This is a genomic window from Planktothrix prolifica NIVA-CYA 540 (genome assembly GCF_963864145.1).
In the GTDB taxonomy this organism is placed as follows: domain Bacteria; phylum Cyanobacteriota; class Cyanobacteriia; order Cyanobacteriales; family Microcoleaceae; genus Planktothrix; species Planktothrix agardhii.
The window spans coordinates 1,122,665-1,145,993 of record NZ_CAWLTW010000001.1; the positions used below are offsets into that span (position 1 = coordinate 1,122,665).

At 39.2% G+C, this 23,329-nt stretch carries 21 protein-coding genes; 9 read left to right on the forward strand and 12 right to left on the reverse strand.

Annotation, left to right across the window (positions count from 1 at the left end):
• On the reverse strand, positions 1 to 429 hold a 429-nt coding region (tnpA, locus tag AC559H_RS05155; RefSeq protein ID WP_071782788.1), incomplete at its 3' end, for an IS200/IS605 family transposase.
• Between the two features lie 477 nt (positions 430 to 906).
• Here tnpA and AC559H_RS05160 point away from each other — a divergent pair.
• Both AC559H_RS05160 and AC559H_RS05165 read left to right on the forward strand, forming a co-directional pair.
• Positions 907 to 2,469, forward strand: a complete 1,563-nt coding sequence (locus tag AC559H_RS05160; RefSeq protein ID WP_026793928.1) for a hypothetical protein — start codon at positions 907 to 909, stop codon at positions 2,467 to 2,469.
• Between the two features lie 533 nt (positions 2,470 to 3,002).
• Positions 3,003 to 3,224 carry a DUF559 domain-containing protein gene (locus AC559H_RS05165; RefSeq protein WP_431602508.1) on the forward strand — a complete coding sequence of 74 codons (222 nt, stop codon included), beginning with the start codon at positions 3,003 to 3,005 and terminating at the stop codon, positions 3,222 to 3,224.
• A 59-nt stretch (positions 3,225 to 3,283) separates the two neighbouring features.
• On the opposite strand, the gene AC559H_RS05170 is transcribed toward AC559H_RS05165, so the two are convergent.
• The 3 genes from AC559H_RS05170 to AC559H_RS05180 all read right to left on the reverse strand — a co-directional run bounded on the left by AC559H_RS05170 (position 3,284) and on the right by AC559H_RS05180 (position 8,148).
• On the reverse strand, positions 3,284 to 3,433 hold the full coding sequence (locus tag AC559H_RS05170; RefSeq protein WP_155806207.1) for a PIN domain-containing protein: 150 nt from the start codon (positions 3,431 to 3,433) through the stop codon (positions 3,284 to 3,286).
• A gap of 26 nt (positions 3,434 to 3,459) precedes the next feature.
• A complete protein-coding gene (locus AC559H_RS05175) occupies positions 3,460 to 4,065 on the reverse strand; it encodes a transposase (RefSeq protein WP_026786823.1) in 606 nt (201 codons plus the stop codon).
• Between the two features lie 99 nt (positions 4,066 to 4,164).
• The gene (locus AC559H_RS05180; protein ID WP_026793929.1) at positions 4,165 to 8,148 is read right to left on the reverse strand and encodes a magnesium chelatase subunit H; all 3,984 of its coding nucleotides are present in this window, start codon (positions 8,146 to 8,148) and stop codon (positions 4,165 to 4,167) included.
• Between the two features lie 460 nt (positions 8,149 to 8,608).
• On the opposite strand from AC559H_RS05180, the gene AC559H_RS05185 reads away from it, so the two are divergent.
• Both AC559H_RS05185 and AC559H_RS05190 read left to right on the forward strand, forming a co-directional pair.
• Positions 8,609 to 8,971 (forward strand): hypothetical protein, encoded by a 363-nt coding sequence (locus tag AC559H_RS05185; RefSeq protein WP_051319805.1) that lies wholly within the window; start codon positions 8,609 to 8,611, stop codon positions 8,969 to 8,971.
• Positions 8,968 to 9,339, forward strand: coding sequence for a HEPN domain-containing protein (locus tag AC559H_RS05190; protein ID WP_026793931.1), 372 nt, complete (start codon positions 8,968 to 8,970; stop codon positions 9,337 to 9,339). Before AC559H_RS05185 ends, AC559H_RS05190 begins: the two co-directional genes overlap by 4 nt.
• Before the next feature lie 97 nt (positions 9,340 to 9,436).
• Here the strand turns inward: AC559H_RS05190 and AC559H_RS05195 are convergent, their stop codons facing one another.
• From AC559H_RS05195 to AC559H_RS05205, 3 genes are all read right to left on the reverse strand, one after another.
• Positions 9,437 to 10,846, reverse strand: a complete 1,410-nt coding sequence (locus AC559H_RS05195; protein ID WP_027250332.1) for a cytochrome c biogenesis protein — start codon at positions 10,844 to 10,846, stop codon at positions 9,437 to 9,439.
• Positions 10,847 to 10,867: 21 nt separating this feature from the next.
• Complete coding sequence (locus AC559H_RS05200) at positions 10,868 to 11,605, reverse strand: cytochrome c biogenesis protein CcdA (protein WP_026793933.1); 738 nt, start codon at positions 11,603 to 11,605, stop codon at positions 10,868 to 10,870.
• Positions 11,606 to 11,669: 64 nt separating this feature from the next.
• Complete coding sequence (locus tag AC559H_RS05205) at positions 11,670 to 12,353, reverse strand: pentapeptide repeat-containing protein (protein ID WP_026797688.1); 684 nt, start codon at positions 12,351 to 12,353, stop codon at positions 11,670 to 11,672.
• A 247-nt stretch (positions 12,354 to 12,600) separates the two neighbouring features.
• Between AC559H_RS05205 and AC559H_RS05210 the strand changes: the two genes are divergently transcribed.
• From AC559H_RS05210 to AC559H_RS05225, 4 genes are all read left to right on the forward strand, one after another.
• Positions 12,601 to 13,107, forward strand: coding sequence for a bilin-binding protein (locus tag AC559H_RS05210; RefSeq protein WP_026786815.1), 507 nt, complete (start codon positions 12,601 to 12,603; stop codon positions 13,105 to 13,107).
• A gap of 116 nt (positions 13,108 to 13,223) precedes the next feature.
• A complete protein-coding gene (locus AC559H_RS05215) occupies positions 13,224 to 14,021 on the forward strand; it encodes a phycobilisome rod-core linker polypeptide (protein ID WP_026793935.1) in 798 nt (265 codons plus the stop codon).
• An 80-nt stretch (positions 14,022 to 14,101) separates the two neighbouring features.
• A complete protein-coding gene (locus AC559H_RS05220) occupies positions 14,102 to 14,464 on the forward strand; it encodes a VOC family protein (protein WP_026793936.1) in 363 nt (120 codons plus the stop codon).
• Complete coding sequence (locus AC559H_RS05225) at positions 14,461 to 15,756, forward strand: recombinase family protein (RefSeq protein ID WP_026793937.1); 1,296 nt, start codon at positions 14,461 to 14,463, stop codon at positions 15,754 to 15,756. Before AC559H_RS05220 ends, AC559H_RS05225 begins: the two co-directional genes overlap by 4 nt.
• Before the next feature lies 1 nt (position 15,757).
• Here the strand turns inward: AC559H_RS05225 and AC559H_RS05230 are convergent, their stop codons facing one another.
• The 5 genes from AC559H_RS05230 to AC559H_RS05250 form a co-directional block, all read right to left on the reverse strand.
• Complete coding sequence (locus AC559H_RS05230; RefSeq protein WP_081692312.1) at positions 15,758 to 15,985, reverse strand: response regulator; 228 nt, start codon at positions 15,983 to 15,985, stop codon at positions 15,758 to 15,760.
• Positions 15,986 to 17,782 carry an EAL domain-containing response regulator gene (locus AC559H_RS05235; RefSeq protein ID WP_026793938.1) on the reverse strand — a complete coding sequence of 599 codons (1,797 nt, stop codon included), beginning with the start codon at positions 17,780 to 17,782 and terminating at the stop codon, positions 15,986 to 15,988.
• Positions 17,783 to 17,983: 201 nt separating this feature from the next.
• Entirely contained in the window at positions 17,984 to 19,594 is a 1,611-nt protein-coding gene (gene hpsL / locus AC559H_RS05240; protein ID WP_043938676.1) for a hormogonium polysaccharide biosynthesis protein HpsL, read from the reverse strand.
• 13 nt (positions 19,595 to 19,607) lie between these two features.
• Positions 19,608 to 19,835, reverse strand: a complete 228-nt coding sequence (locus AC559H_RS05245; protein WP_043937060.1) for a hypothetical protein — start codon at positions 19,833 to 19,835, stop codon at positions 19,608 to 19,610.
• 284 nt (positions 19,836 to 20,119) lie between these two features.
• The gene (locus AC559H_RS05250) at positions 20,120 to 21,055 is read right to left on the reverse strand and encodes a DUF1517 domain-containing protein (RefSeq protein ID WP_026793939.1); all 936 of its coding nucleotides are present in this window, start codon (positions 21,053 to 21,055) and stop codon (positions 20,120 to 20,122) included.
• Positions 21,056 to 21,429: 374 nt separating this feature from the next.
• Between AC559H_RS05250 and AC559H_RS05255 the strand changes: the two genes are divergently transcribed.
• Complete coding sequence (locus AC559H_RS05255) at positions 21,430 to 22,521, forward strand: ISAs1-like element ISPlr1 family transposase (RefSeq protein WP_026795269.1); 1,092 nt, start codon at positions 21,430 to 21,432, stop codon at positions 22,519 to 22,521.
• The last annotated feature ends 808 nt before the right edge of the window (positions 22,522 to 23,329 follow it).

Consider the following 23,329-nt stretch of genomic DNA (forward strand, 5'->3'; position numbering starts at 1 on the left):
ACGCGGACTAGGGGTAGTTTTAGAAATTAATTCCCACTCAGAAATCATTGATTGCTGACGGTGGTGAACAGCTTGATTTCTGATATAATTAGCTACACTGTCGATGGCATCGCGGCTAACGGTAAACGCCCCGTAGCTGCCTTGCCACTTAAAAAAATCACCGGGTTTAAGTTGGTGAGTTACGAAATGAGAAGAACTGCCCTTAATTTGCTTAATTATTTCAGCTACGGCTAAAGTTGTTGGAAAACCTATTAGCAAGTGAACATGGTCTTCTATACCTCCAACTGCGATTACAGTACATTCTAACTTGTTACATTCTGCAATAATAGCTGCATAGATTTGTTGCTGAATATCGGGAGTAATCAAAGGTAATCTATCCCAGGTTGCCCAAACATAATGGAGATACATTTGCGTAAAATTTTCTCTCATTTTAATTACAATAGACTAAATTTATCTTCAACCCGCGCAGGCGGGTTTTGTCTGTGTAGACGCGATTTCAATCGCCAAGATTAGGAAATCCAGGGATTTCAACCCGCGCAGGCGGGTTTTGTCTGTGTAGACGCGATTTCAATCGCCAAGATTAGGAAATCCGGCGATTTCAACCCGCGCAGGCGGGTTTTGTCCGTGTAGACGCGATTTCAATCGCCAAGATTAGGAAATCCAGGGATTTCAACCCGCGCAGGCGGGTTTTGTCTGTGTAGACGCGATTTCAATCGCCAAGATTAGGAAATCCAGGGATTTCAACCCGCGCAGGCGGGTTTTGTCCGTGTAGACGCGATTTCAATCGCCGAAATTAGAGCGATTAGATTACAGAAATCCGGCGATTAGAAATCGCGTCTACAGAAACGAAGTCCGCCTGCGCGGACTAAGATGGAATTAAGATAATGTCTTATATTTTCTTTGATTATGAACGAAGCACAGCAAATTAAAAATCCCAGTATTACCCTCTATCCTTTCCACCTGCGGGATGATAGGGACGAAGGCAATCAGCAAGTAGCCAAAAATGCTCAAAATTTGTGGGAAAATCTAGCGGATAATGTTGGTAAAGAGTTTGATATTAACGAACTAAAATCCCTCAGAGACAAGCTAATTTGCTACAAAAACGGACATTACAAACCAGACGATAAACAGGAAAATCTGAATGACAGAAAATTACTAACGTCCGACGAAAAAACTCTGAAGTTTCAGCCCATTACTCAGCCCGATCGCCCGACGCTTTACGGTTCTATTTGTCCCCTACGAGTTCACGACACTTACACCGCAGATTTAACATTTTACTATCAAAATTCCAAAATAAAAGTATCAGAATTAACTCAATTAAATCCCCAAGGTTGCTTGTTGCCCAATGCAATTAAACCATCTTTGGGACAAACCTTATTGTTATACGCCGAACCCGCCGTTTATGATACTTACCGGAAACTGGCTGACGAATGCGTTAAAGCTTTTGTACAAAATAAACAGGATAAATCAGTAGACTTTCGGGCCGAAGGAAAGTTATTTGGTAGTCCGATTTTTGAGTATGACAGCCGAGATGATGATGCGACTAAGCGGTGTCATATTCTCGTATGGCTGAAACAAAATCCCGAAACTTTAAACGCCGACGTTGCGGAGTTCAACTTTTACTTGATTAATCTACTTTGTTTTCGCGCAAAAATCGTATTTGTCTATCACGAATCTCGAAAAAAGTATCGCAAAGCACAGCAAATAGTCGGCGAATTAGAAAGGAAACTTCCCGAATTCAGTGAAATAGAAAAGGAACAAGATAGACAAATTAAATTGCAGAAATTAAAGAAATTGCTGGCTGAAGTCCGCACTAAAATGTTAGATTTTTCTCAACAAATGCGGTATTTACAAGAAGATAGAAATACCATTGATACTAATGCTGAAAATTATAGTGATGCCTTGACAAAAATTAAAAGTTTGTGCATCGACGGCGACAATTTGGAATTTTTGCAGAAGTTTTTAGATTTAGCTGAAAATAAATATCAACGGCAAATTGAAATAGATTTAAACTACTTAATTGCTAGTCAAAATTTCTTCCAGCAGTCGATATCCACTGTGCGAGGGATGGTGCAAATTGAGCAGGTGGAATTAGATACGGAACAGGAACAAAATGAAAAAACGCGCGATCGTCAACAAATGGAACTATACAGGGAAAAGGAAGAAGCTGAAAAAACTCGCGATCGCCAACAAATGCAATTAGATACGGAACAGGAACAAAATGAAAAAAACCGTGATCGCCAACTTGAGAATATCATCTTTTTTGTCGGAACTGCCATCGGCGGCGGACAAATATTTTCCGCAGCCTATCCTTTAATTAAGGATACACCAATTCAATGGCAACCCGATTTTTCTCTACCTTTGCATCCCTTTTTTGCCACACTTATCTGTAGTGTACTGTTCGGTTTAGGATTTGGCTTGCTAACATTGCTGATAGTTTGGGTAGCCCGAAAAATATTTCCCAAGTAAACCCTAAGACCTAACCCCCCACTGTTTCATTTTCACGCCTTCCCAACGAAGTAACCCCTATTTATTAACAATCTATTTCAGGTAAGTAGGTGGTCATAAATAAAGTCAACAATAGAAGAAGATTGTTTAGGATAATTCTTAAGGGTTACTAAGGGAATTCATCGGGTTTACCATTTGGTATATATAAACCAGACTATTTAATTCAAGCAGTAGATCAAAGTCAAATTTTTAAATTTGAATGGAAGACAGGAATAGGAATTATTGAAAATAATGTTGATGTATATCCTAATTTTACTTATCCTAAACTGGCTAGTTGCTTAAAATGTGATACAGATAATAATACTCTGCGCGACTGTTTAATAGAAATGAATCAAACTAAATAAGAAAAAGATTTTTTCTATAAACATGGAAAATTTTCTCAATGCAGAAAAATCAGAAAAAACGATGCCCCTATATTAATACCTCAAGCATGGATTCAATGGCATTCATCATCTAAAGATAAATTAAAACCCACTCATTCACTTAAAGATGATATATATCGTATAGATTTTGTTGCATTTTGGAATAATAAAAGGTTTGCTATTTTAATAGATGGTGAAAGCCATTACTCCAATCAAGAATCTTATTCAAAAACTTTGAAAGAAGATCGAGATTTACGCCAAAAAGGATGGGAAATCTTCAGAATAAGTAACTGGGATGTAGACAATCGAGTTAACGATATTTTAGAAGAATTAAAAGAATTCATTGGTTTTTAGTTTTTAAAATATTTGATCGCTTTTAATTTCTATAGTATAATTATGTTTTAAAATAATAATTATTTCCAACCATATACCCGAATATTATTAAAATTTACGGTATCAATTCCGATTTTTTGCAGATAGTGAGCTAACCTTAAATCATCCGTTAAGACTAAATAGCGATCGCCTGCTAAACTAATAATATATAGCTCTAAAATAACAGTCATAAGCAAAAGTCTATATTGATATTTTATCACATCCATAAATTAGCAGGATTGTCTTGATCTTCATCCCACTTATCTGGATTATTAACAATATATTCCTGAATCTTAGCTAATGAATGTTCATCTCGAATAACATGATCATAAAATCGGGGTTGCCATGCAAAATTATCGTAACCATTTTTACGACACCAACGAGTTACAGAAGATTTATAAGCATTAATAATAGCTTGTAAGGAACCTGGTTTTAACGGGGCAAATTTGTTAGATTCATCCGTCCTTTGTAGAGACGTGCTTTGTAGAGACGTGCCACGGCGCGTCTCTCCTTGATCTCCGTGCGTCTGTTCGTGACTCTCTTCGTTATGCGATCGCTCAATAACAATAATCCCATGTACATGATTAGGCATGATAATATAAGCATCTAGGTAAACATCCTGAAAATGATTCGGAATGTCTGACCAAAATTTAGTCGCAATTTCACCAATAGCAGAAAATTGAATATTACCGGAAACGATATCACCAAAAAACCACAGTTTATCCTTTGTGCAAATGGTGACAAAATACCAGCCATTGGCAGCATAATTATGATGAGGTAATCGTGTAGATTCAATCCGATATTTATTTTTATATAATGTCATCGGTGTTTATTATTGGTTTTTATAGGATATCAGGGTGGTGTTCCCTAGACCTGGTAGAGACGCGCCATGGCACGTCTCTACAGGGGAATAAGGGTTTTTTTATTCTATCCCTTCAATTCGGTCTTCAACTTCTTGGTATAACTCCCGCAGACGGTCTAAATTCTCATCGCTGGTTTCCCAATAGCCGCGACCATTAACCTCTAACAAAGTGCTAATAATCTTACGGAAAGAATGGGGGTTTAAGTTCAGCAAACGTTTCTGCATTTCTGCATCTTGAATAAACGTTTCATTCACATCTTCATAAACCCAATTATCCACCGCCCCGGCTGTAGCACTCCATCCCATTGTATTAACCAGGCGCTTAGAAAGTTCACGCACCCCTTCATAACCATGGGATAACATTCCTTCATACCATTTCGGATTTAGAAGTTTTGTTCGTGCATCCAAACGCACCGTTTCCGATAGCGTCCGCACCTGTGCATTAGCTGTTGTCGTATCCGCAATATAAGAGGTCGGTTTTTTGCCATCCTTGCGTAAATTAGCAATTAATTTCGTCGGGTCAGAATCAAAATAATGGGAGACATCCGTTAAACTAATTTCCGAAGAATCTAAGTTTTGGAATGTGACTTCTGCGGTTTTTAACGCCGACTCAAAGATATTTCGATCCTGTTCCATCATCCCCGGATTATCAGAATTAAAGGCAAAAGATTTGCGCTTTAAATACATTTCCTGTAACTCAGATTCCTGTTCCCAACTACTATTTTCTACGGCTAAATTGACGTTAGAAGAATAGGAACCGGAAGCATTACTAAATACCCGTGTAGCAGCTTGTCTTACCGATACTCCTAACTCCTTCGCCTGTTCTAAAGCGTGTTTGCGAACGAAATTCATTTCCAAAGGTTCATCAGATTCCGCAGCCATTTTTACCGCTTTATCTAATAGTGCCATTTGGTTAATAAATAAGTCTCGGAACACCCCAGAACAGTTGATCACGACGTCAATTCGAGGCCGTCCCAATTCTTCTAAAGAGACTAACTCCAACTTATTCACCCGTCCCAAGGCATCGGGTACAGGTATAACCCCCACCATCCACATAACTTGAGCCAGAGACTCACCGTAAGTTTTGATGTTATCGGTTCCCCAGAGGACGACGGAGATGGTTTCGGGGTAATTTCCACCATTTTCAACCTGTTGCCGTTCTAACAGCCGTTCTACGACGATTTGAGCAGATTTAACTGCTGCCGCCGTGGGGATGGACTGGGGGTCGAGGGCGTGCATATTTTTGCCCGTCGGTAAGACATCGGGGTTACGGATGGGGTCGCCTCCTGGCCCTGGGATGATATATTCCCCTTCCAACGCCCGCAGCAAGGAGCCCAACTCGTTATCAGCGCAAATTTGTTGTAAGCAGAATTCCAAATACTCAAATAACGGTTTAATGGGTTCGGGGTCAACTTTGGTAAAACCGAACTCATGCAGTGCTTCAATCCAGGGTGCTTTTTTACCCATATTGAAGAAGTTGAGTTTCGAGACTAAGGAAACCCGTCCTTCGGCGTCGGTTTGTTCGTTAACTAAGGCGATAACAGCCGCGCGGCACGCTTCAGTGATTTTTTGTAATAACTCCACATCCGCTAACAACCCTAAGTTATTGTTAGAGTAGAGTTCCTCAAGATTGCGGTTCAGGCTATTGGCAATAATTCGGGGTAAGCTGAGAAGATTATCTTCTTCCCGATCAATACTAGCGATATTTACCAGAGTTGAAATTGCTTCTTCGGCCGTGGGTGGTTTACCAATAACGTGCAACCCACAGGGTAATAACCGCGACTCAATTTCCATTAACCGCCGATAGACCTGTCCAACAATATGATCCCGTGCTTCGGGGGTTAATTCCGCCGCATCGGTTTCGGGAAGGGTAATATCTTGGTCAAAATTAACCAAGCGGGATTTATCTATAATTGTGTTAACAATTGCCACACCCCGACCGCTATCTTTTAGGGTTTGATAAGACCCAATTAACTCGTTGAGTTCTTTCAGCCCTTTATATAACCCAGCGTTTTCCGCAGCCGGAGTTAAATAAGAAATCGTGGCGGCATAACTCCGCCGTTTGGCAATAGTAGCCTCGCTGGGGTTATTGGCGGCGTAGTAATACAGGTTGGGAATATTACCAATTAAATTATCGGGGTAGCATTCTCCCGACATTCCCATTTGTTTACCTGGCATGAACTCTAACGATCCGTGTGTGCCGAAGTGTAATACTGCATCGGCTTTCCAGACTTTCTCTAAATAGGTATAGTAGGCGGCGAAGCCATGATGGGGACTCGCAGACCGGGAGAATAACAACCTCATCGGGTCGCCTTCATAGCCGAAGGTAGGTTGAACTCCGATAAACACATTCCCAAACTGTTTGCCGAAAATCAATAAATTCTCGCCGTCGCTGTTTAAGGTTCCCGGTGGTGGCCCCCAATTCTCATTTAAGCGCTCAAAATAGGGGGTTAACTGTTCATATTCACCCACGGACATCCGATAGGCGACATTTAATTCCGGACTCTGATATTGGGCGGTGGCGTCGTGGATAACTTCCTGCATCAGTTTCTCAGCCGACTCAGGCAGGTTTTGAATATCGTAGCCATTGCCCTGTAAGGCTTTCAGCACTTCGTAAATAGAACCAAACACATCCAAATAAGCCGCCGTCCCGACATTTCCCTTATCCGGGGGGAAGCTAAAAACGGTAATAGCAACTTTTTTGTCTAATTTGGGTTTTTTCCGCAGATTAGCCCATTTTAAGGCACGTTGGGCGATCGCTTCGATCCGGTCTTGTAAGGCGATCGCTTTTCCGGTAGCACCATCCCGTCCTGATATAATAATTGGTTCGATCGCACCATCAAGTTCAGGAATAGCAATTTGCAGCGCCACTTGGATCGGGTGTAGACCTAAATCACTTTCTTCCCATTCTTCAGTGGTTTGGAAGACTAAAGGCAAAGCCACCATATATGGGCGGTTCATCCGTTTTAAGGATTCTATCGCCTTCGGGTGATCCTGTCGAGCCGGGCCACCAACTAAAGCAAAACCCGTTAACGACACAATAGTATCCACAAGAGGTTGGGGTGGAATACCTTTCGGGGGGTTATCCCAGAAATACTCATCAATAGGTTTAGAAAAGTCCAACCCTCCCGCAAACACAGGTAAAACTCGCGCCCCTGATGCTTCAATTTCCTGTACCATAGCCACATAATGGGCATCATCTCCGGTGACGAGGTGAGTCCGTTGCAAGACTAACCCCACACAGGGAGCGAGGGGATCTTTTTGATCGTCGGAAATATCGTCGCGGCTATTATTCCACTGGAAATACTCTTTAGCATCCTCGAACATTTTTGGCGCCAGGGGATGCCATATTCCCATATCGGGATAAGTTACAGGATCGGCAAATTGCAGCTTGTCTTTGCCCGTGAAAACATATTTTGATCCTAACATCAGCAGGAAGTTTTCCAGGTTTTCAGAAGAACCCCCTAACCAATATTGGAAGGATAACATAAAGTTGCGGGCATCCTGGGCCTTGTCCATCGGTAGATATTTCAGGACTTTAGGCAAAGTTTGCAACAACTTCAGCATGGCATCTTGGAAAGAACTCCCCGACTGTTCTTTACGTTTCTTCATAAACTGGGCGATCGCACTTTTGCTTTGTCCCAGTTGCGCCATCGAAAACGTCCCCATCTTGTTCAGACGCATCACTTGCGGCATGGAGGGGAACACCACTACCACATCCAGTGTATCCCGATAGGGGGCTACGGCCTCAACGAGTTTATCCGCTAAATCTTCAATAAAAATCAGGGAGGCTATGAATATATTAGCCCCAGATAAATCTTGTTTAAAACTTTCGTAGTTTTCGGGAGATCGTAACTCCTCGATCAAATAACCGCTAATTTCGATCGCGACATTAGGGTTATTTTTGTTAATAGACTGCACTGCCGCCGATAGGGCGCTTTGATATTGCGCTTCTAACACCACATAGACGACTTTCATCAGTTGTCGCCCGTTTAGGTCATCTGGCTTGATGTGTCTAATGGCGGGTTTTACATAAGTAAACATATCTTAATTTGTTCCTTTTTTGTCTGCTGCTTTTTTAGGGTGATCGGCGATGGGCATTGCCAGATCATTAGGACTCACCTTTGAGTATTCTTACCAGAAAACGGTCATTCTGGGCAGGTTTGATGACCCTTCGCAACAATTCGACAAGAAAAATGTCATAATTTTTCACATTTCTTGACTTTTGTGACTTTTTAGTTTTTTGGAATTATTAGCAATAAGAAAGAATCGGCAAAAATCTAAATAACTACTAGAAATTGCTAAAATAGGAGTAGAACGAGCAATTGAAACCGATGAGCAGACAGTGACTATTTGGATAAATCAACAACTTGAAAGATTAGGAATCAATCTAAGAAAATCAAGGATAAAATCATGAAAAGTAGAGAATTTTTTATGGTGACTCATAGTTTGGGCAATAGGTTGTGTTAAGATTCAAGTAACTCCATCAAGTTTGGTTAATACTATGATCGGCACTATCTCCCAATCTCTAGTTGTCAATCAAGCGGACATAGATGATTTAAAATTATTCTATCAGTTTCGCCGTGAGCATGATGTTGTTCAATTTTTAGCAATTCATCCCCATCTATTATCAATTTTGGTATTAGGTAAAGATTTAATCAGCCAATATTTCCCAGAATCAAATGTATTTCTTGACTGGATTTTAGATCCAGAATTAGCTGAGTCCCAATTGGTTGTTTACCTAACAAGAATAATTGAAGATACAGAAGCAGCGATTGAACAAATTGAAAAACTTTCTGATCAGTGGTTAGGAAGCTATGACGGAGATATCCGCAGTCAAATTTATGTCAGATATGATTATTTATGACTTTTGATTGGTTGGATTATTTAACCTTAGCTCAAAATTTAGCGGGACAAACGGTTATTGTTAGTGAACAAGCTAAATTTAGATCAGCTATTAGTCGAGCTTACTATGCAGCTTTTCACCAAGCCAAACAGGTTTTAGAAGAAAAAGATAGATTAACAATTCCTTTACAAAATGTTCATAAATTTGTGATAAATCAATTTCAAAATCATCCTGATCCCATTCGTCAAAAAATCGGCAATCGCTTACAAGTTTTGCGAGGTTATCGTAACCAAGCTGATTATGAATCATCAACTTCTATAACTGCTAATACTTGCCAAGAATCGCTTACTTTAGCCAGAAGAATTATCTCAAGTATTGATAGTTTATAGGGTAAAGTAGAGGTTGGTAAATAGCGATCGCCATTTGAAACTCACTCATTTGCCTGATCATCCTTAGTGTCTTAGTGCCTTAGAAGAGTGATATTTGTTAACTTTGGGGATTTTCCGACAAACTCCCTAACGAAAGTGTATTATTCTGATCCAGATTATCCAAGTCATCTAAAATGGCGACAATTTCCCGTTCAAAAGTTACTTTTGCTCGATTAGTTTTACCCCCAATATAAAGGCGATCGCCATCTTTTAAAGCCCAAATTTGAGAATGGGAAACATAACTCATCATCACACTAATCATTAATAATCCAAACCCTAAATAAACAATAGGAATCCCCGGATCGGCTTTAATTTGTAGTCCCGTACTTCCAATAATTTCATCAATAAATAAAGTCACCCCATCCACTTCCGTTGACATTCCCTTTCTAACCGTTGAAACTAATTCCCCCTTGCCATTATAAACTAATACATTTCCTTTTAAGTCCCTAGCTAAGACAGAAACCCCGGCACTAAAATCCGGTTTAATTGGAATCCAAGTTCCCCAAATTCTGCCCTTTCCTTGGGTGTCTAATTGTGCCATCGGTAAACGAAATACAGGGCTTTTATTCACCCGTACTCGTAACGCTGCAATCCCCCAATCAGCTTGATAAAAAGTAACCCATTGATAGTGCAAAGGTTCATTAACATGAATGGTTTTGCGATCAACTTCTTCTCCTTGTTGATTTAATACGGATAAATCAGAATAAAATTGATCAATTCTACCTTCAGCATCATAATCAATCCAAAACCGATTTACTTTAACTGACCAATCTTTAGGTACTTGAGATTGAGAAAATTGTCCGGCATCTATGATATTTTTGACTTGAAAAGTATTTCCTCCTGGAACCAATTCTTGAGCCATAAATCCTGTCATAGAACCGATAATCGACCCGGCTAAAATAATTAACATACTAGCATGAACAATAATCGGCCCAATTCTGCCAATCAGTCCCCGTCTAGCATAGAGTTTATTGCCTTCTTGAAACACTAAATAATTGCGTTTTTTCAATAAAGGTTCTAAAGCTGTTAATGAACCTGTAGTTAATTCAGCACTTAAAGCAATATTTTGAAATTGTTTGGGTTTATCGTAATAGACCCAGCGACGGGCTGATTTTAAAGTAGGTAATTGTCGGGTAAAGGTGCAAGCAGTTAAACTACTACCAAATAAGACTAAAAGTGATAAAAACCACCAAGTTCTATAAACATGATCAAGTCCAATAAATACCAGAACTTTCCAGGTTAAAAAGCCAAATAAAGCCGGATGTTCAGGGTAATTAGATTGATAATATTCTAGGGATTGTCCCTGTTCTAGCAGTGTTCCTGAAATACTGAAAACGGCAATCAATAATAACAATACAATAGCTAATCTTAAATCGGCCAAAAGGGGCAAAAGTTCTTTTCTAATCATCTTTTGCAGGGTTGTTTCCCCTGTAATTATTTTTTGAAATAGTGAAAGTTCCGTATCCATTTTTATTTTCCTTTGATTCAATTAAACGACGGGTAGAAATCTAAACAATAGCGAAAATACGCCAAATCCAACTAATAAAACTCCGCTTGTAGGTGTAATCCAACTTGACCATTTTCGCAGTGCTAGTAACTTTTTAATTGTGGCGGTAAAGGTTCCAGCTAATACTAATGGGGCGACATAACCTACTGCATAGGCTAGTAATAAAACTCCGCCTAAAATGACATCTCCGGTGCTTGAAACCCAGGCTAATAACGTTGCTAAAACGGGGGTACTACAGGGAGAAGCCACTAACCCAAAAGTTAATCCTAATAAATAGGATTTCAAGCTATGGGGAAACTCTTTAGGTATCCAGCCTATCGTATCAAAAGCGGGTAATTGGAGGGGGAGAGCTTCTAATAAATTTAACCCCATTAAAATTGCAATCACACTCGCAATAATGGGCAAACCTAAACCGATTTGACCATAGACTTGTCCGACAAAAGACGCTAAAATTCCTAACCCAGCTAAGGTGGTAGCCAGCCCTAATGCAAACCAAATAGATTGAATCGCGGCTTGCAGTCGATTTTCGGTTTCATAGCCCCCAATATAACCAATGGTAATCGGTAACATTGAGAGCATACAAGGGGTTAAACTGGTCAATAAACCCGCTATAAAAATAATGCCAATACTCAAAAAACTGAGATGATGGAGTTGAGTTTGAACTAGATTATTTGCCAGTTGTGCCAGTTCGTACAATCTAATTTGTAGGGTTTCCAGCATGAAATTTATTCAACAATTGGTGTCCTTTAATATACTATTATACCCTGTTTTGACTCTTAATTGATTATTCATGAATTGAACCATCGGGCATAACAGCACCTTGTAAAATTACGGTTTCTAAGTGAACGCCTTCGAGATTTGCTCCTTGTAAATTGGCATTACTAAGATTAGTAAATTGAGTGGCATCTCGAAATAATAGACTATTGACATCGGCAAAACTTAAATTACTATTTTCTAAATTAGCATATTGTAAATTTGTTCCCCGTAAACTGGCATGGCTTAAATTAGTTTGACTTAAATTGGTTCCCCATAATCTTGCCCCTAACAATTTCGCTTTTTCTAAATTAGCCGATCTCAGATCAGCTAAAGTTAAATTAACTTCCAATAAGCTCGACTGGGTTAAATTAGCTTCAGATAATTTAGCCTTGTTCAGATTTGCTCTTAATAAATTAGTATTTTCTAAGTTAGCTTGTCTTAAATCGGCTCCCGATAAGTTAGCATATTTTAAGTTAGCTTCTCTCAAATTAGCTTGTTTTAAATTGGCTCCTGATAAGTTGGTATTTGATAAATCTAATCCCTGTAAATTAGCTCCTTCTAAGTTACAATATTTCCAAAGAGATGAATGACAATCTTTGGTTTCTAGCAATTGTTGAATTGTTTTCAAATTAGTCGCATCGGCAGGCAATATCCAGCCCACCATTAAACTTAAAATTAACCCAATTTTAATCACGAAAGCAATTTCTTTCATGGCATAACCTAGATCTTGATGGCACTTCAACAAATTATAGTTTATCTCAAAATTGCCTCCTAGATGGTTAAACGGGTCTAAAAACACTCTCAATTGGGGGATAAGTCAGTCGTCCGACAAAAAAATGTCGGGTACTGGGTCAGATGCTATCTATAGTTTAAATTAAAAATTACATCATTTTCTTGACTTATATCGAATTTTGTATCAAATTAGAAGGTAGGATTCTGGCTATACAGAGGACAGCAAAATGCCGACAATTAACTCGACCTGGGATGACTTAATTCTCCAATGTGACGGGCGATATTTGACCAATGCAGAACTCAAGCCTCTGCATCAGTACGTTCAGACTTTAAATGCTCGCACCAAAACCTATGAAGTTCTACGGGTAAAATCAGCAGGTTTAATCAAACAAACCCTGAAGAAATTCATGTTCTCCCATCCAGAAATCATGGAAAAGCATTCAAAACGCTGTGTGTATGATATGTCAATGACGATGTGTTTGATGTCCGTGGCTTTATTACGCGATGACCCGCACTTTTTTAAGGAATCCTTAATGTTATGGTTAGCCAATATTTTGGCAGCCCACGAAAAAAATACCCAATGTCTACAAGCCTATACCTATCTTCAAGAAGCCTTACAAGAACAATTGCCCAGTGTGTGTAATCAATTATTAAAGCCCTATATGGACATTATTTTAGAAGTTTTAGATACTCCCCCTAAACTATTAGCAAATGTCCAAAGAAGTGGGGTTTAAACCCGATTGATTTTGTATTGTATATCAGGGTGTTATTTGATTTCAAGCTACTGCTCATTCTATTGTAGATCACTCCAAATTAACTTGGAATACTGATGCACACAGGAGTTCAATTTATGTCCCTAACTCAACCGGTTACAACTCGTCATGATGCTTCCCCAGAAGAACGAGAGTTTGTTTTAAAACAAATTTATCAGCAAGTAATAGAACGTCAACTTTATGAGTTTGAACACAAGCAACTAGCGGATTTAGAAAAAGATTTTATCAAGGGGAAAATAGGGATTCGACATTTTTTAAAAAGTCTGGCGGTTCGTTCTGTCTATTTAGAGCATTTTTATGAAAATAGCTCTAATATGAAATTCATTGAAAATGCTTGTAAACATTTTTTAGGACGAGCTCCGAGAAATAATCAAGAAATTCAGAAATGGGATGATATCTTAGTTCGCCGTGGCGTTGGCGCACTGGTTTCAGAAATAGTAGACTCGGAGGAATATCGTAAATCCTTTGGTTATTTTACTGTTCCCTATTGGCATGAACACCGTTATGAATCCGCGAGTGAATATATTGAAAATGAGCGTTTAGGTCATGAACACGCGGGACAAAGAGGCTGGGCAATTCCTAACCATTATCAACATGAATTACACATTGATTGTGATGGCGGAACTTGTGTTCGAGAGGAGGATAAATTAACAGTTGAACCTATACAAAAAACCCAAGAAACCTTGGATTTTTCCTCGGATACAAAGATTACAGCCAGACATATTCAACGGCTATCAGCCTGTGTTAAGGAAATTACAGATATTCTCTCCCTGTATCCTCAACCTGTGAGTCAACAAGAGATTGAAACTGACCTTCAGCAAAAAGTGTTGGAGTATGTCAGTGCGACAAATGCCAGTTTACTGTTTAAAAATTAAAACCAGGGTGGGCAACCCCCACCTTTGATTTTTCTATAGCAATATACTGATCAATTAAGAATTTATTTAAGTTTTATATTATGCCAATTAACAAATATCTTCATACTGCAATTTTAGTCTCTAATTTAGAACAATCAGAACATTTTTATAGTCAGGTTTTGGGCTTGGAAAAAGTTGAACGTCCGTTAAATTTTCCGGGGATTTGGTATCAAATTGGTGAGGTTCAAATTCATTTAATTCAAGCTGAAACTGTAATTAATGATCAAGTTAATGATGAGAAGTGGGGAAGAAATCGACATTTAGCTTTTTCGGTTGAGAATTTAGAAGCCGCAAAACAACAGCTAATTGCTGATAATTATTCGATTCAAATGAGTGCTTCTGGTCGGGCGGCATTATTTACAAAAGATCCCGATGGCAATATTATAGAATTAAATGAACAATGAAAATTATTGCCTATTCTTATACCGATCCTTTGTTTGAACAGCCTCCTGATCGGATGATTTGGGGATGGGAAGTGGATCGGGTTTATCAGGATTTAGGGGGAAGACAGGAACTCGAAGACTTGTTACAAGATTGTAATTTAGAAGCACCGGATTATTTATTAATTCGACGGTTAGAGGAGTTGGGAAATTCCGTTTTAGAGGTGAGCGATCGCTTACAACAATTAGAATCTTTCCAGATTAATATTATTGCCATTGAGTCGGATTTTAAGACCTCTGTAGGTGAAATTAATCGTTCCGATTTAATCCAATTATTTATAGAAATTCAAAATCGCCAACGCAGTCGCCGCATTTGTCACGGACACGCTAAAAATAGAATTAAAGCCTTACCTCCGCCCGGGAAAGCACCTTATGGATATCGACGGGGAAAAGAGCGTTATATTTTAGATCGGAGTGTTTCACCTATTGTTAAAGAGTTTTTTGATCGATTTTTAATTTATGGATCTTTGCGGGGTGCGGTGCGACATTTAGAAAAACGTTATGGGAAAAAAATATCAGTAACTACCGGAAGAAGATGGTTAACAAATCCCGTTTATCGAGGGGATTTAGAATATAAAAATGGAGAGATTATTTCTAATACCCATCCTCCAATTATTTCCAGAGATGAAGCCGCCCAGGTGGATCGATTATTACGGCGAAATCAACGACTTCCCCCTCGAACAGCCAGTGCGCCACGTTCTTTGGCGGGGTTAGTTAATTGTGGAGAATGTCAATCTTTAATGACTGTTGCGCGGGTTACAACCTATCGGAAAGACAGGGAATATTTATATTTACGTCCGATAAATTGTCCGAAAAATCCTAAGTGTAAAGCCCTATCTTATCAAAGGGGATTAGAGTTAACTATTAAACGCATTTGTCAAGATTTACCGCAAGCGGTTTCTGGTTTAAATTTACCAGATTTACAGATAGTTAAACAAGGTATTATTCAGGAGATTAATCACAAACAAAATATTTTATTACAAATTCCCGATTTATTAACTTCTGGAATATTGGATTTAGAAACAGCAGATTTAAGAAGTTATAAACTGCTGATAGAAATTGCTCAGTTACAAGGAAAGTTAGCAGAACTTCCCCCAGTTAATTTAAAAGAAACGGCGCAGGCGGTTTGTATTCCACAGTTTTGGTTGGATTTATCGGAAACTGAACGAAGATTTTATTTTAGAGAATTTATTAGAACAATTGAGATTATTCGAGAGGGAGATAACTGGGACTTAAAGGTTGTCTTTATTTTTTGATTCAATTTTGTTGTAATAGTTGTTGATTTTGTTCCACAAGTTTCTTTTTAAAGTCACAAATGGTCAACTGATTTTTGACCCGAGCCAAGACCTCATCCACTTTAAAAGGTTTGGTAATATAATCTACCCCTCCAGCAGAAAAGGCTTGCATAATATCTTCAATTTGATTCAGCGCACTAATAAAAATGATCGGAATCTCATAGGTTTCTAAATTTGATTTTAGCTGAATTTACCACTGGGGAGTTAAGGATAAAAGATTGATCAATTCTTCTCCGGGTAGAGGTTTAGCAAAGAAATATCCCTGACCAAATCCACAGTCTAATTCCCTGAGTATTTTCAATTGATCAACTAATTCAATTCCTTCAGCAACGACATTCATATTCATGGTTTTAGCTAAACTAATAATCACAGGAATTAAGCCGATATTTTCCGATGTTAGGTTTAGTCTTTGCACGAAGGATTTATCAATTTTTAGGGTATCAACAGGAAAAGAATGCAGATAACTTAGAGAGGAATAACCCGTCCCAAAATCATCAATACTAATTAAAATGCGACGTTTTCTGAGTTCTTTAAGAATAGTAGCAACGTCCTGATGATTGTCCATAATTGCACTTTCGGTAATTTCCAGTTTTAAACAGTCGGGGGAAAGTTGACTATGCTCTAAAACTTGATCAATTTGTTCTAATAAATTGGGTTGAGCAAACTGTTTTACGGATAAATTAACACTGACAAATAAATTGGGATCAATTGAATTTTGTTGTTGCCAAGTTCGTAATTGATGACAAGATTCTGATAAAACCCAATAGCCAATCGCTGTAATTAAACCGGTTTCTTCAGCAATAGGAATAAATAAACCCGGTGGGATTAATCCCCGTTTGGGATGACGCCATCTGACTAACGCTTCAAACCCGGAAATTCTGCCTGTAATTAAAGAGACAATGGGTTGATAATGGACAACTAATTCCTCTTGTTCAATCCCACGACGTAAATCCGTTTCTAACTGTAATCGTTCTAAAGCGGCGGTGTGCATCACCGGATCAAATAGATGATATTGTCCTTTACCTAGGGCTTTGGCTCGGTACATTGCCGTATCTGCGTCTCGGAGTAAATGTTCTGGTTCGTTATATTCACAATTCCCGATCACAATACCAATACTCGCATTAATAAAAATCTCGTGTCGTTCTAAGTTAAAGGGTTGAGAAAAACACTGTAAAATCTGATCTGATAGTATGGTTACATCATGAAAGTTAGGAATTTCTGTTAATAAAATTGCGAATTCATCGCCTCCCAAACGAGCTAATGTATTTTGGGGTTTAACATAACAGCTAAGACGGTGAGCAATTAAAATTAAGAGTTCATCTCCAACTAAATGACCCAAGGAATCATTCACCACTTTAAAGCGATCGCAATCTAAAAATAACACCGCAAACTGATAGTTCAGATTAGCTTTTGCCTGATGAATAGATCGGCGTAAATCCGTCATCAATAAAGCCCGATTAGGCAAGCCTGTTAGGGAATCATGCAGTGCCATTTCTAATAGTTGAGTGTTGGTTGCTTCTAATTCCTGAGTGCGTTCTTTAACCCGGGCTTCTAGTTCCGCATTCAAGACCCGAATCTCTAATTCCGCGGCTCGTAAAGCCAATTGATTTTGAACTCTGATTAAGACTTCTTCAAACTGGAAAGGTTTGGTAATATAGTCCACACCTCCAACTTGAAAGCCTTTAACTTTATCGAGAACATCATCTAAAGCACTCAAAAAAATAATTGGGATTTCTGCGGTTTTAGCATCGGCTTTCAGATTTTGGCAAACCTCATAACCATCCATCTCCGGCATCATAATATCTAGGAGAATTAAGTCGGGAGCAACGGTTTGAACCGCGGTTAAAGCCATGGGCCCACTCAAAGCTTTACGCACATTATATCCCTGACGAGTCAGCATTCGGGACAATAAATGCAGGTTATCCGGGGTATCATCAACGATGAGAATATCTTCCGTTTTTGTGGGATCAAGGTTGTAATGATTCATTTGGCAATTAGATAAGATAGGGGATGGATTGAGGCTTGGGGACTTTGATCCTAGAAATAATCCATATCCCAAAGCTCGTGTTCTTTAATAATCCTTCATATTAAAATATAGTTTACGATTATAACATTTTTTTGCTACTTAACTCAAGCCCGTTGAATTGTGATCCGATTAACATTTATATCAAGGTTTATAAAAACAATATTAATCAGGAATAGATACCTCTGGCCGATCTTTTTTCTGTTCTTGCTTTTGAATATTAGGTAATTTGAAAAGTACACCAACTAAAAACCAATAATAAACCGCTACTGGATCGGTATCCAGAGGATACCAGTAGGGATTATAACTAATTAAAACAATAAAAATCCAGAAAATAATTCCATAGCCCCACAGACTATTATCCTGTAATTGATGATAGGATTTAAACCCTAAAACCGTAATATTAGTTACTAAGAACAAGAAAGCAGCTACTCCAAATGGCCCAATTTCATAGAACAATTTAGGATAATAGGCTTCAATTAATCGAATTTTTCCTAATCCTCGGGCTGAAGTTGTGGCTTGCCCTAAACCATTACCTAAAAAGCCTCGATGGGCTTCCAAACTCAAATTAGTTTGCTTGGTTAAAAACACCGCCGGAGGATCGGCATTCCAACGTCCAATAAAGTTATCGACCCTTTCGGTCATGATTTCGGGTGCAACAATCCAGGTTCCCATGATAAAAACCAACATCCCCAAAACAATCACTAAAACTCGCTTAATTCTTGAAATGTGACTGGTGACAACCAGTAGTAAAATCACAATTGATGGAGAGGCTAAAAGGGCCGTTCTCTGACCGGAAACAATGGCATTTAGAATCACTAAAGCCAAGGTAACTAAACCTGTGAAACGCCAACGTAATTTGGGATCACTAAAGGATGTAGCAAAACAAAAAAACGTACTGGAAACTAAAAACCAAGCCCAATGCCAGGGGGCAACAAAAGTTCCGGGTAAACGAATAAAATTTTCTGCGGGTAAATATCCCAAAGCCCCTCCTACCAAACATTTTCGCTGCACATTTGCCCTCAATAATAAATGTTCGGGTAAACCCGTATTATCAGGGCAGTATCCGCTAACAACTAATCCAAATTGAATTAATCCTAAAATGCAGCAAATTAAGATTAAAATGACTTGTAACCGAGTAAAAAATTCTAGATCTTGACGATGACGAATTAGATAATAACCACAGGTGATCAGGGGAATATATCCGATTAAAACTTTTAAGCCAAACAGTCCTACAGCAAAGGGTTGATTATCCGTTGTCCCGTGTTTCTGTAGGACACCATTAACAGCAATTAATGTAACGATCGCAATTATAAATAAAATTAACAGAGGAATTTTAAGTTGCGGGGGATTAATTAGGGGTAACTTTTTTTTCCTTAATTCCACAACCAAACCGATTAATGCGGGTATATACAACCCATCTTTGGCTAAATGAAATAGATAATGATCGTTACCCACCCAATAAGAAATCGTCCCCGCAAAAGGTAAATAAATTAAAAAAGCCCATAATCCTTGACGGGGATAGCGCCAACAAAGCGCCATAATGATCAGAGCCAAAGTGATCAGGGTGATGGTAATTGCACTCAACCCATTGGCAAAAAGCAGTAGTCCGACTAACAATCCTACTGCGCTGACGATGCCCAAAAACCGCAGAAAATCCGATCTCGTGGCGGAGATATTTTCACTCTCAATAACAGGACAGGGGACTTGATTAAGTTCAGGGTTATCTTGACCCAGAAGTGACGATTTTTCAGGGGGGCTGTGGAAGTTAGACATCAGGGGCTAATAGTTATTTCCAACGTCGAGAAATTCTGGCTTCCCAAAGTTCCTGTACTCGCTGTTGCTCAGGAAAGGAAAGTTGTTCAAAAGCCTGCATAATCTCTAAATGGGTATGATCAATAATCAAAGCTGTGAGTTCACCCACCGTTTCAGCTTGTAATAAAGCTGATTGCAACAGTTGATTTTCAAGGGTGTGCAGATTCAGTTTTTTTTCTAAAGGTAAAAGTGTTGTTGCCATCGGATTTCAAACAAAAGATTACAGAACATTCAAAATAGGGGGGATTTTACTGCCGAAATCAGCGAGAGAATCACTCTAACTATAGCACCCCCAATAGGGTAACGCTAACCAGAAAACTGATGGCAAATCCTAAAGTACGTTTTTCATTGGCTTGGTAAGACGTTACAGTGTGGGCTTTTGAATTCATTGATTATAGCAAGAGGTAATCTTGATCTGGGAATTTTTGAGGGAAAGTCTGAACCGGAATACGATAATTAAAAAGGTGGCTTACGCCACCCAACGGACTAAACTAAACTTAAATCAGGATAATATGCCAACATATCATCGGTGCTGAGGGTATCCCCACTGGCTTGGGGTGTCCAGAGAATTTCTACGGCTAATAATTGTTCACTTCCAACCGAACCTAAACGACTTAATGCTTGACGTAATGTTTCAGGACTATTAACTTGAGGAAGTTCAATTTTCCCCAAAGTTCCTACCACTAATGTCACCACAATATATTCGTTGTCCGTGGCGGTTAACTCTCCGGTTTGACTCGCTAAAGTTGGATTATTTCCAGCCAAAGAATGGGCTGCTCCACCAATTAACTGATTATTAACATTAGACAGGGTTTCTTCAGCAAATTTACTCCGTTCGGCTAAAGCCCATTGATTAAATTTAGCTTCAGCCGAATTCATCCCCGTTTGTTCCGACGCCGAAGACCCATAGGCCCAATATTCAGGATGGCGTAACATGGCTAAGGTGGCTTCCTGCAAAACTTGGGCGCGACCGGAGGCCGAACCCGTATCGGCGGTTTGGGCCATGTGGTCTAAATCTCCTTGTAAATTTCGAGCTTGGGCCAGTAACCCCACTTGCAAACGGGCCACAGAAACCGTCGGGTTGCTGCTATATCCCGGTTCATCCTGTCCCTGTCCCATGGCTGACCGGATACTGTTGAAAATGAACCCGGCGAGCGCCATGAAAATCAGCAGGGAAAATAACCCACCCCCACCAAACCCAAAGAAGGGTATCAGAAAGGGAAATCCAAAACCGCCACCACCGTAGTACCCCCCTCCAGAACGGCCAGGACTGGTATTATAACTGCGACTAGGAGACGATCTAAAGGAGCCACCACCAATGCGTCCCCCACTTCTAGCGGCCAATACACCATCAACTTGACTGAAAAACAAAACAGCAACTAGGCTGAAAATAGCTACGGGTTTTAAAAGTTTTTTGAACATAAATCACATCTCATTTTTTTAGGACATAGAAACTGGAAAATTCTCTTGAGGAAGACAACAGAGGCTCTATTGATTCCGGTTTACGGACTTCCTCACTTCCTTGATTGTGGGAGTTTTTCTACAATTTTATCTATACTGTAACGTTTTTTTAATTTTGCTTCAGCCAGATTCCGGTTCGGGATTTACCCTCAAGGGTAGGGAATTTTCTCCTGGTCTTCCTCGCGGGTTTCCGTTACCTTTTATAGCAGGGAACACTGGAACAGCCCCCGGGGGCTAGGGCAGGGCTGTTTCAAAGTCAGGTGAAAAAGAGTAAAGAAAGAGCGATCGCCACCTGATAAAATGGAGAGCGATCACCATTTTTTTCTAAAATAAAGATGCTAACAAGTTTAATAGAAAATTTAAAAGAAGTCAAGGATTTCCGAAAAAATCAGGGAAAAAGGTATAGTTTATGGGAAGTGCTATTAGTAGTAGTTTTAGGGGTGATGTCAGGGCATCAAGGATATCGAGAGATGGAATATTTTGTCAAAGCCAACGAAGTTATCCTGAAAAGAACATTCAATATCTATAGCCAAGGAATGCCATCTTATTCAACAATAAGGAGGGTGATGAGAGGAGTAGACGAGAAGGATTTAAGCAAAATAGTAAAAGAATGGTCAAGAGAGAATTCTCCTAAATTAAAGGGAATAGAGGGATTAGCAATAGATGGAAAAAGTTTAAGAAGTACGGTAAAAGACCCAGGCAATCAGCAGCAAAACATGGTAATAATGGTATCTCTATTTAGTCAAGAAACCGGATTAGTATTAGCGACGGAAAAGTTCGAGAGTAAAACCGGTTCAGAACAAGCTGTAGCCCAAGGGATAATAGAAGAATGTGGTCTAAAAGGAAAGTTAATAACTGCGGATGCGTTACATTGTAATGTCACCACAGTCCGAAAGATTATCGAGAGTGAAAACGATTATTTAATCGCGGTTAAAAAGAATCAAATCAAACTGTATAATCAAATTGAAAAAATTACAAAAACGACGAAAGCTGAAAGTATAGATACTCAAAAAGAGAGGGGTCATGGACGAGAAATAACTCGTCGGGTATCAGTGTTTAAAAATTCGATAAAAATTGAAAGCCCTTGGGAACATATTCAAAGTATAATTCAGGTAGAAAGGTGGGGATACAGAGGAAAAAAGCCTTATAGAGAAACGGTTTATTATATAAGTAGTATCTGGGAAAAGGCGGATTTTTTTTCCAAAAAAATTAAAGGGCATTGGGGGATTGAGAATCAAGTTCATTGGGTAAAAGATGTGTTATTTAAAGAGGATAGTATGAAAATTCATCAAGTACAAGCCGCGACTAATTGGGCACTGCTCAACACCCTAGGATTGAATATTTTCAGAGGTTTAGGATTTTTGTCAATAACAGAGGGAAGAAGGTGGTTAGGAAATCATTGGGAGAAATTAGTGGCTATCTCTTAATCCGAAAGTTAAAAATGAAAAAATAGAGCAATTAATTTAGGAAAAATAGATAAAAATCGGGAATGTAAGTCTTACTCCATAGGGAATAAGAATATTTATGCTGCTTAGATAATACCTCCTATAATTAATATTAATATAGCAATTATATGAAATATTAATTATTCGGAAAATAGCTATCATGTTTGAGAATTATGACCCAAAAGTAGGCTATAATTTTCAAACATGAAACAGCCCTGGGGGGCAGGGGGGGAGGGAATAGGGGGGAAACACTTTACCGTCTGGGTTCCAAGATCCGTCTGGTGTCTTAACTGCCTTGGCGGTTGCTATACCGTCCTTGAGCTTATCGAAAAAATGGGTTTAAAACCCCGTCCTTCTAGGACGGCTTTATATGGGGTTGTCTATTGACATCTGATTGTGCTACCATTTCAGGTAACAGGAAAGGTAAATAACCTGTATAAAAACCTAGTCACCTAACGGTAAAACGCTGAACCTTGACAATTGAATCTATAGGGTTCTACTGCACAGTTTTAGTTTCCCCCCAGCAGTGGGTAAAAGATTCATGGGAGCTAGACAACCAGTTTTTTGGAAACAAATTTGTTTCCAGCAAAAAAGAACTCGCAGCAGTTCGACAGGCTCACTGCGAATAGGGTAGGGCATACCCGCTCTTTAGCTTGGGGAGAATCCCACCTCTGGTTAAGGCACTGCAAGGTACTTTGATTAAGTGGTTTCGTTGAACCAAGAATCCCCACGCCTTTAGGCACCGGGAGTGTCAATGAGTCCGACGCCCGCCAGAATATTTATCCAAATG

Excerpts from the sequence above, each read along its gene's own strand:
- AC559H_RS05200 (WP_026793933.1), bottom strand. The coding sequence starts at position 11,605 with ATGCTGGAAACCCTACAAATTAGATTGTACGAACTGGCACAACTGGCA.
- AC559H_RS05210 (WP_026786815.1), top strand. The coding sequence starts at position 12,601 with ATGCCGACAATTAACTCGACCTGGGATGACTTAATTCTCCAATGTGAC.
- AC559H_RS05160 (WP_026793928.1), top strand. The coding sequence starts at position 907 with ATGAACGAAGCACAGCAAATTAAAAATCCCAGTATTACCCTCTATCCT.
- hpsL (WP_043938676.1), bottom strand. The coding sequence starts at position 19,594 with ATGTCTAACTTCCACAGCCCCCCTGAAAAATCGTCACTTCTGGGTCAA.
- AC559H_RS05185 (WP_051319805.1), top strand. The coding sequence starts at position 8,609 with ATGATCGGCACTATCTCCCAATCTCTAGTTGTCAATCAAGCGGACATA.
- AC559H_RS05180 (WP_026793929.1), bottom strand. The coding sequence starts at position 8,148 with ATGTTTACTTATGTAAAACCCGCCATTAGACACATCAAGCCAGATGAC.
- AC559H_RS05195 (WP_027250332.1), bottom strand. The coding sequence starts at position 10,846 with ATGGATACGGAACTTTCACTATTTCAAAAAATAATTACAGGGGAAACA.
- AC559H_RS05170 (WP_155806207.1), bottom strand. The coding sequence starts at position 3,433 with ATGACTGTTATTTTAGAGCTATATATTATTAGTTTAGCAGGCGATCGC.
- AC559H_RS05220 (WP_026793936.1), top strand. The coding sequence starts at position 14,102 with ATGCCAATTAACAAATATCTTCATACTGCAATTTTAGTCTCTAATTTA.
- AC559H_RS05235 (WP_026793938.1), bottom strand. The coding sequence starts at position 17,782 with ATGAATCATTACAACCTTGATCCCACAAAAACGGAAGATATTCTCATC.
- AC559H_RS05255 (WP_026795269.1), top strand. The coding sequence starts at position 21,430 with ATGCTAACAAGTTTAATAGAAAATTTAAAAGAAGTCAAGGATTTCCGA.
- AC559H_RS05190 (WP_026793931.1), top strand. The coding sequence starts at position 8,968 with ATGACTTTTGATTGGTTGGATTATTTAACCTTAGCTCAAAATTTAGCG.
- AC559H_RS05205 (WP_026797688.1), bottom strand. The coding sequence starts at position 12,353 with ATGAAAGAAATTGCTTTCGTGATTAAAATTGGGTTAATTTTAAGTTTA.
- AC559H_RS05225 (WP_026793937.1), top strand. The coding sequence starts at position 14,461 with ATGAAAATTATTGCCTATTCTTATACCGATCCTTTGTTTGAACAGCCT.
- AC559H_RS05175 (WP_026786823.1), bottom strand. The coding sequence starts at position 4,065 with ATGACATTATATAAAAATAAATATCGGATTGAATCTACACGATTACCT.
- AC559H_RS05250 (WP_026793939.1), bottom strand. The coding sequence starts at position 21,055 with ATGTTCAAAAAACTTTTAAAACCCGTAGCTATTTTCAGCCTAGTTGCT.
- AC559H_RS05215 (WP_026793935.1), top strand. The coding sequence starts at position 13,224 with ATGTCCCTAACTCAACCGGTTACAACTCGTCATGATGCTTCCCCAGAA.
- AC559H_RS05245 (WP_043937060.1), bottom strand. The coding sequence starts at position 19,835 with ATGGCAACAACACTTTTACCTTTAGAAAAAAAACTGAATCTGCACACC.